This window comes from Leucobacter celer subsp. astrifaciens, assembly GCF_001273835.1.
Taxonomy (GTDB): Bacteria; Actinomycetota; Actinomycetes; order Actinomycetales; family Microbacteriaceae; genus Leucobacter; species Leucobacter celer.
The window spans coordinates 1-235 of sequence record NZ_JHEI01000044.1; the positions used below are offsets into that span (position 1 = coordinate 1).

Annotated in this window: 1 protein-coding gene; it reads right to left on the bottom strand. The window is 65.1% G+C overall.

Annotated elements, in window-relative coordinates; genetic code table 11:
- On the bottom strand, nt 1-235 hold a 235-nt coding region (locus tag AMS65_RS00095), incomplete at both ends, for a putative oxygenase MesX (protein WP_157501922.1).

Sequence of the window (235 nt, forward strand, 5' to 3'; positions counted from 1 at the left end):
GCACGGGGTGCTCGTTCACGAGTCGATGATACGTGCGCGAGGTCGAGACGCTGATGCAGATGACGGGAGGTTGCGTGAAGCGATCCCGGTACGCGGAAGACGCGAGGAAGCGCTCGAAGACCTGGCCGTGCAGATCGCCGAAGTCGCCCGGCAGGCCCTTCGCGCCGCTCGCCTTGTGCGCGGGGAGCACGACGCTGAAGTCGTAGTCGCGGATGTACGACGAGAAGTTGTTGCC